Raw genomic sequence first — 7352 nt, 5'->3', positions numbered from 1 at the left:
TGGGGGCGCCCGCACCCGCCCCCCCGCCCCGGCCGTAGGGGGCCGCCGGGGGGGCGGCCGCCCCCCGCCGCCCCCGCGGCTCCGGCGGCGGCTTCCTCGCGTTCGCACCGGTGTGCGGCGCCGGCGGGGTGCCCGGTGGAGTGCCCGGTGGTGGCGGGGTGTCCGCCGGCGGTTCGTCGGCGGCGGCCGAGCGCGGTGCGGGCGGCGTGTTCCTCGGCCGCCTGTCTCGCGGCCAGGTAGGCCTGGACGGCGGCCATGCCGTAGACCGGTTGGATGAGCTGGTGGCCTTTGAAGAAGGGTCTGGCCGGGGCGAACCCGGCGGCGACCACGAGGTCGCGGATCTCGGCTATCTCGGCCTCGCTGCGGGCGGTGAAGCGGACCTCCCAGCCCTTCTTGTACGTATGGCCCTGTTCGCCGCTGCGGCGGGCCGGGTCCGGGCGGCGGACGTATCCGGGCAGACGGCCAAGGCGGAGCTGGGCCGCGCGGAGGCCGGCGGTCTCGTCACGTGACATGACGCAAGCCTAGGCAATTCCCGGGGCGGGTTTGACGCCTGGAGGGTCTCCCGGCGTATGCCTTTGGTCACTCTGGGTCAGGCGGCCTGGTGGGCGATCGTTTTCGATCAGATATGACAACCTGACGACCGTCAATTACTCCGATTGAGTGAGGGTATGGGGACTTTAGTGCGAGCTGATCCCGGTTTCGCGACGGTTGGGTAACAGTGCGTCAGGTGGCCGGTGGCGGGTCGGAGCGGTTGGGGATGGTGTCCGCATGAGCTACCGGATTCCCACGCCGCCGCCGTCCCTGGAGGAGCTGGCGAAGCGTCAACAGAACGTCGTCACCGCGAGCCAGTTGCGCGCCCGGGGCGTGCCGGCCCGGGTCATCACCGAGCACTGCCGTAGCGGCGGGCCCTGGCGGCGGCTGCTGCCCCGGGTGTACCTGCTGCAGTCCGACGGGCCGACCCCGGAGCAGCGGATGTGGGCCGCCCTGCTGTACGCGGCGCAGAACGGTCGCGAGGAGGGTCGTCGCGAGGGCGCGGTGATCACCGGTGCGGCCGCGCTCGCGCTGTACGGCTTCGCCGCGGTGCCCCGGCTGCCGGCGGTGATCGGGGTGGACGTCCTGGTGCCCCGCCAGCGCCGGCTGAAGGACGCCGGGGAGGTGCGGATCCTGCGTACCGAACGGGAGTTGGTGGCCCGCTCGGTGCACGGCCTGGCCTGCGCGCCGGTCGCCCGGGCGGTCGCGGACGCGCTGTGCGAGTGGACCGTGGAGGAGGGTGGCGCCCCGATGCCGGTGCGGGAGGTGCTGCGCGAGGCCGTCTCCAGGCCCGACGGCCCGTGCACCGTAAGGGAGTTGGCGTCCGAGCTGACCGAGTCCGGGCTGACCGGCGAGCCCCGGGTGCGCGCCGCGCTGGACGAACTGCTCGCCGGTGAACGGGACTTCGTCCTGGACCGGGTCGGCGAACTGGTGGACGAGTGCCTGCTGCCCGTACCGCTGGTCGGCCCCGAGCTGCGGATGCGCGGCGGCACGTACATCGCCGTCCCGGACCTCTACTGGCCGGAGCAGGGCGTTGCCGTGGAGGTGGACTCGGACCTGCGCTGCGTCAGCGAGGGCGAGGCTGCCTGGGTGCGCGGCGGCCAGCACCGGATGGAATACCTGGGGATCCGGGTGGTGTACGTCTCCGGCGCCCGGCTCGCGGCCGACCGGGACGCGGTCGGCGCCGAACTGCGCGAGGCCCATCGGGTGGGCGGTTCGGACGTGGTGGAGTTGATGGTCGGTTAGCTCAGGATCGGATCCATCCGCACCCGGAGCCGTGGCTACCCCCGAACCGGAGTCGGAGCTACCCCCGAACCACCGGGGCGCCGACCAACTCGACCCCGGCGGCCCGCAGTTCGGCGAGCGCGGCGGCGGTGGTCGCCGGCGCGACCCCGGCAGTGAGGTCGAGCAGGACGCGGGTGGTGAAGCCGGCCCGGGCGGCGTCCAGGGCGGTGGCCCGGACGCAGTGGTCGGTGGCGATGCCGACCACGTCGATCTCGTCGACCTGCCGTTCGAGCAGCCACTCCACCAGGCCGCGGTTGTTCTCGTCCAGCCCCTCGAAGCCGCTGTACGCCGCCGAGTAGGCGCCCTTGTCGAAGACCGCCTCGACCGCGCCGGAGATGACGGAGGGAGCGAAGTTGGGGTGGAAGCCCACGCCTTCGGTGCCGGCCACGCAGTGCACCGGCCAGCTGGTGGCGTAGTCGGGCTCGGTGGAGAAGTGGTCGCCCGGGTCGATGTGGTGGTCGCGGGTGGCGAGGATGTGCTGGTAGCCGGGGGAGGACTCGGCGATCAGGTCGGTGATGGCGGCGGCCACCTCGGCGCCGCCGGCGACGGCCAGGCTGCCGCCCTCGCAGAAGTCGTTCTGCACGTCGACGACGATCAGTGCCCGGTGCATGGCTCGCATCCTCGGATGTGGGGGGCGGCCGTGGTGGCGCGCCGGTGGGGGGAGCCCTCGGGAGTACTCGGCCCGCGGCGGGGCTCGGGGGTTCTCGGGGAGCTCCGGGGGAACTCTACGGTTGACTCTAGGGAGTGGCGTGCGGGGGCGGAAGGCCTGGGGCGGACCCCGGGCCGGCTCCCGGTCCGCGCCGGTCGGCCGGGGCGGGGTCAGAGCACGAGTTCGGTCGGCAGGACCGGGTCGCCCTTGGAGAGCTGGGTGGCCGACAGCGGCAGTGCGGCCCGGGCCCGGATGTGCCGTTCGCGCGCGGCGGTGAGCGGTTCGCGGCCGACGGCCTGGCCGGCCCGCACCAGCGGCACCTGCATCAGGTGCGGCTCCAGGTCGGCGGGGACCGCTCCGGTGCCGACCACCTCGGCCTCGGCGACGCCGTCGGCGTCGGGCCGGCGGGCGGCCCACTTGCGGCCGCCGATGCTGGTCTTGCCGCCGGCCGCGCGCTTGGCCACCGGCACCAGCGGTCCGTCCGCGCTCTCGGCGCGGGCGACCAGCTTGTAGACCATCGCGCAGGTCGGGTGGCCGCTGCCGGTGACCAGGCTGGTGCCGACGCCGTAGCCGTCCACCGGGGCGGCGGCGAGTGCGGCGATGGCGTACTCGTCGAGGTCGGAGGTGACGATGATCCGGGTCTTCGTGGCGCCGAGGTCGTCCAGCTGGCGGCGGACCCGGTGGGCCAGCAGGGTGAGGTCGCCGGAGTCGATCCGGACGGCGCCCAGTTCGGGGCCGGCCACCTCGACGGCGGTGCGGACGGCCTCGCGCAGGTCGAAGGTGTCGACCAGCAGCGTGGTGCCCTTGCCCATGGAGGCGATCTGCGCGCGGAAGGCGTCCCGCTCGCTGTCGTGGACGAGGGTGAAGGCGTGGGCGGCGGTGCCGGTGGTCGGGATGCCGTGGGTGAAGCCGGCCTCCAGGTCGGAGGTGGCGGCGAAGCCGGCCACGTACGCGGCCCGGGCGGCGGCGACGGCGGCCTGCTCGTGGGCGCGCCGGGCGCCCATCTCGATCACCGGGCGGCCGCCGGCGGAGGCGGTCATCCGGGAGGCGGCGGCCGCGATCGCGGAGTCGTGGTTGAGGATCGAGAGGATCACCGTCTCCAGGATCACCGCCTCGGCGAAGCTGCCCTCGACGGTGAGCAGCGGCGAGCCGGGGAAGTAGACCTCGCCCTCGGGGTAGCCGTGGATGTCGCCGGCGAAGCGGTAGTCGGCGAGGTAGCGCAGGGTGTCGTCGTCGACCACGCCCTGGCCGGCCAGCCAGTCGAGCTGCGGGGTGGTGAAGCGGAAGTCCTCGATGGCGTCGAGCACCCGGCCGGTGCCGGCCATGACGCCGTAGCGGCGGCCGCTGGGCAGGCGGCGGGTGAACACCTCGAACACGGAGCGGCGGTGCGCGGCCCCGCTGCGCAGGGCGGCCTGCAGCATGGTGAGCTCGTAGCGGTCGGTGAGGAGCGCGGTCGAACCGGCCGCGCGCACTGAAGTGGCGTCCATGCGGATGATGCTACTACCACTTAGCGTCAGAGTGACGATTTCTCGTGCTGCGAGCCGGGCCGGAATCGCCCGGGGGTCCCCCGGATGGCAGCATGGGGCTGAAGAGGCGTGGACGGACCGCGCAGCGAGGAGGACCCGGCGGTGAGTGTCGCGCCCGTGGAGATCGAGCGCCCGGAGGTCGAAGGACTGCCGGTGGTGGAGCCGGACACGCCCTGGGTGACCATCGTGCACAACGACCCGGTGAACCTGATGAGCTACGTCCAGTACGTCTTCCAGGCCTACTTCGGCTACCCGAAGGACAAGGCCAGGAAGCTGATGATGGAGGTGCACACCAAGGGCCGGACGGTGGTCTCCAGCGGCTCCCGCGAGGAGATGGAACGCGACGTCCAGGCGATGCACGGCTACGGCCTCTGGGCGACGCTGCAGCACGACTGACCGCAGCACGACCGACCGCAGCGCGGCGGCCGCGGCGCGAGTTGCCGCGGCCGCGGAGCCGGTACCCCACCCGAGACGACGAAGACGGGCTGACCGATAGACATGGCTGGGTTGTTCGAGAGTGCCGGCGGCGGGAGCGCGACGATCGCGCTGGACGAGCTGGAGGCCTCCATCCTGCGCTCCCTGGAGGTGGGGATCCTGCAGCTGATCGGGCCCGGCCCGGGCGGGGACGGCGGCGATCCGCTGGCCGCGCTGTTCGCCGAGGGCCCGACCGAGGCGCCGGCCAACCCGATGCTCGCCCGGCTCTTCCCGGACGCCTACGGCGACCCGGCCGGGCCGGAGGACCAGGAGAGCCGGGCCGCCTCGGGCGAGTTCCGCCGCTACACCGAGGTGGACCTGCGGACCCGCAAGCGCGAGGACGCCCTGCACGTCGTCCGGATGCTCGACCGGCTCGGCGGCGAGGGCGGGGTGCTCAAGCTGGACCCCGCCGACGGCCTGCGCTGGCTGGGCGCGCTCAACGACCTGCGGCTGACCCTGGGCGTCCAGCTGGAGGTCAGCGAGGACGACGAGGAGCTCTACGAGCTGCCGGACGAGGACGACCGCAAGCCGCTGGTGATGGCGTACGTCTGGCTGGGGGCGCTCCAGGAGACGCTCCTGGAGGCGATCGCGGACTGATCCTGCCCGCTTCCGGGCAGGCCCCGGTCGATTCGTCCAATATGTGGACGGATGGCCGGGGCATTTCTCTTTAAATCGGGCAAACCCTAGCAGGTCATGCTCAAATAACGCTCAGATGAACACCGCTATCCGAACCCTGCGTGGTACGACTTCTCCACCCCACGAGACCCACCCAGGACGGTGCACCATGGCCGAGCAGCTCTACGACGACGTGGTCGACGCGAAACCGGACGAGGAGGGCTATCACCGGGGGCTGGGAAGCCGCCAGATCCAGATGATCGCGATCGGCGGCGCCATCGGCACCGGCCTCTTCCTCGGCGCGGGAACCGCGATCTCCCGGTCCGGCCCGAGCCTGATCCTCTCCTACGCCGTCGCCGGCGTGGCGATCTTCGTGATCATGCGCGCCCTCGGCGAACTCCTCACCTACCGCCCGGTCTCCGGCAGCTTCGCCGAGTACGCACGCGAGTTCCTCGGCCCCTTCGCCGGCTACGTGACCGGCTGGACGTACTGGCTGTTCTGGGTGGTCACCGGCATGGCGGAGACCACCGCCGCCGCCGTGTACGTGAGGTTCTGGGCGCCCGACATCCCGCAGTGGGCCAGTGCGCTGACCTTCCTGGTGATCCTCTACGCGGCCAACCTGATCTCGGTGAAGCTGTTCGGCGAGATCGAGTTCTGGTTCTCGATGGTCAAGGTCACCGCCATCATCGGCATGATCCTGATCGGCATCGGGGTGCTCACCCTCGGCTTCAGCAAGGCCGGTGACACCGCGTCGATCACCCACCTGTGGCAGGACGGCGGCTTCTTCCCCAAGGGCATCGGCGCCACCGTGATGACGCTGCAGATCGTCATGTTCGCCTACCTGGGCGTCGAACTCGTCGGCGTCACCGCCGGGGAGAGCGAGAACCCCGAGAAGACCCTGCCGCGCGCCATCAACACCCTGCCCTGGCGCATCATGCTGTTCTACATCGGCGCGCTGGTGATCATCCTCTCGCTCGTGCCGTGGACCGAGTTCCAGCCCGGCGTCAGCCCGTTCGTGGCCGCCTTCGGCAAGATCGGCATCCCGGCCGCGGCCGGCATCATCAACTTCGTGGTGCTCACCGCCGCGCTCTCCTCCTGCAACTCCGGCATGTACTCCACCGGCCGCATGCTGCGCGACCTCGCCCTGCGCGGCCAGGCCCCGGGGCAGCTCACCAAGCTCAACTCCCACCGCACCCCGGCCTTCGCGATCACCCTCTCCTGCCTGCTGATGGGCGTCGGCGTGGTGCTCAACTACCTCGTCCCGGCCAAGGCGTTCGAGTACATCACCTCCGTCGCCACCGTCTGCGGCCTGTGGACCTGGGCGATGATCCTGATCTGCCAGATCCGCTACCGCAAGGCCTGGCGGGCCGGCCACCTGCCGCCGCCCACCTTCAAGGCGCCCGGCGGCGCCTGGACCAGCTGGACCGCGCTCGCCTTCCTCGCCCTGGTCGTGGTGCTGATCGCGTTCGACTCGGTCAACCGGATCTCGCTGTACGTCTTCCCGGGCTGGGCCGTCCTGCTGGTGATCGGCTACCAGGTGCTCAAGCGCCGCAACCCGAGGGCCGCCCACGGCGTCGCCCACGACCACCTGCACGTGCGCAACGGCGGCTGAACCGCCGGCGCCGGGCCGCCACGCCCAGGTGGCGGACACCCGGTGACCGCGCTCCGGACGCCCCGGCGGACACCCGCCGGGGCGTGGCTATCCTGACCGCATGCTGACCATCACCCGAGAACTCCGCGACCGGATCGTGGCCCACGCCCGCGCCGACCACCCGGACGAGGCCTGCGGCGTGGTCGCCGGACCGGCCGGCAGCGGACGGCCCGAACGGTTCATCCCGATGCTCAACGCGGCCCGCTCGCCCACCTTCTACGAGTTCGACTCGGGTGACCTGCTCAAGCTCTACCGCGAGATGGACGACCGCGACGAGGAGCCGGTGATCGTCTACCACTCGCACACCGCCACCGAGGCCTACCCCTCGCGCACCGACGTGAGCTACGCCTCCGAGCCGTTCGCCCACTACGTCCTGGTCTCCACCGCCGACGGCAACGGCGAGGACGACCCGTTCCAGTTCCGCTCGTTCCGCATCGTGGACGGCGAGATCACAGAGGAAGACGTCCAGGTCGTCGAGGCCCACCCGGCCTGACCAGCACCCACCTGGGCGCGGGCCCCCCCCCCCCCCCCCGGGCGGCGGCGGCCCCGGGCGGCGGCAACCCCCCAAAACCGCCCAACCCCAGCCAGCAAAATTAAAAAAAAAAAAAACACACCAACACAA

General features: G+C 71.9%; 8 protein-coding genes. 5 read left to right on the top strand and 3 right to left on the bottom strand.

The window, feature by feature from the left end; all coding sequences use genetic code 11:
* Positions 1–512 (bottom strand): hypothetical protein (locus tag ACFWPI_RS30720; protein WP_380425176.1); only part of this gene is annotated, 512 nt, incomplete at its 3' end.
* Positions 513–768: 256 nt separating this feature from the next.
* On the opposite strand from ACFWPI_RS30720, the gene ACFWPI_RS30715 reads away from it, so the two are divergent.
* A complete protein-coding gene (locus ACFWPI_RS30715; protein WP_363370286.1) occupies positions 769–1776 on the top strand; it encodes a hypothetical protein in 1008 nt (335 codons plus the stop codon).
* A gap of 58 nt (positions 1777–1834) precedes the next feature.
* Here the strand turns inward: ACFWPI_RS30715 and ACFWPI_RS30710 are convergent, their stop codons facing one another.
* Positions 1835–2425: an isochorismatase family protein gene (locus ACFWPI_RS30710; protein WP_380374616.1), complete on the bottom strand. Its 591-nt coding sequence runs from the start codon at positions 2423–2425 to the stop codon at positions 1835–1837.
* A 209-nt stretch (positions 2426–2634) separates the two neighbouring features.
* Positions 2635–3951: a nicotinate phosphoribosyltransferase gene (locus ACFWPI_RS30705; protein ID WP_079135851.1), complete on the bottom strand. Its 1317-nt coding sequence runs from the start codon at positions 3949–3951 to the stop codon at positions 2635–2637.
* 141 nt (positions 3952–4092) lie between these two features.
* Here ACFWPI_RS30705 and clpS point away from each other — a divergent pair, with 141 nt between their 5' ends.
* From clpS to ACFWPI_RS30685, 4 genes are all read left to right on the top strand, one after another.
* Positions 4093–4386: an ATP-dependent Clp protease adapter ClpS gene (clpS, locus tag ACFWPI_RS30700; RefSeq protein ID WP_063351371.1), complete on the top strand. Its 294-nt coding sequence runs from the start codon at positions 4093–4095 to the stop codon at positions 4384–4386.
* A 102-nt stretch (positions 4387–4488) separates the two neighbouring features.
* The gene (locus ACFWPI_RS30695) at positions 4489–5061 is read left to right on the top strand and encodes a DUF2017 domain-containing protein (RefSeq protein WP_363370280.1); all 573 of its coding nucleotides are present in this window, start codon (positions 4489–4491) and stop codon (positions 5059–5061) included.
* A 187-nt stretch (positions 5062–5248) separates the two neighbouring features.
* On the top strand, positions 5249–6691 hold the full coding sequence (locus ACFWPI_RS30690) for an amino acid permease (RefSeq protein WP_363370278.1): 1443 nt from the start codon (positions 5249–5251) through the stop codon (positions 6689–6691).
* 100 nt (positions 6692–6791) lie between these two features.
* A complete protein-coding gene (locus ACFWPI_RS30685; protein WP_063349211.1) occupies positions 6792–7223 on the top strand; it encodes a Mov34/MPN/PAD-1 family protein in 432 nt (143 codons plus the stop codon).
* Positions 7224–7352: the final 129 nt, after the last annotated feature.

The sequence above is a fragment of the Kitasatospora sp. NPDC058492 genome (genome assembly GCF_042720685.1).
Lineage (GTDB): Bacteria > Actinomycetota > Actinomycetes > Streptomycetales > Streptomycetaceae > Kitasatospora.
Note: the sequence above shows the minus strand (reverse complement) of the source record. Positions and strands in the feature narration are given on the sequence as shown.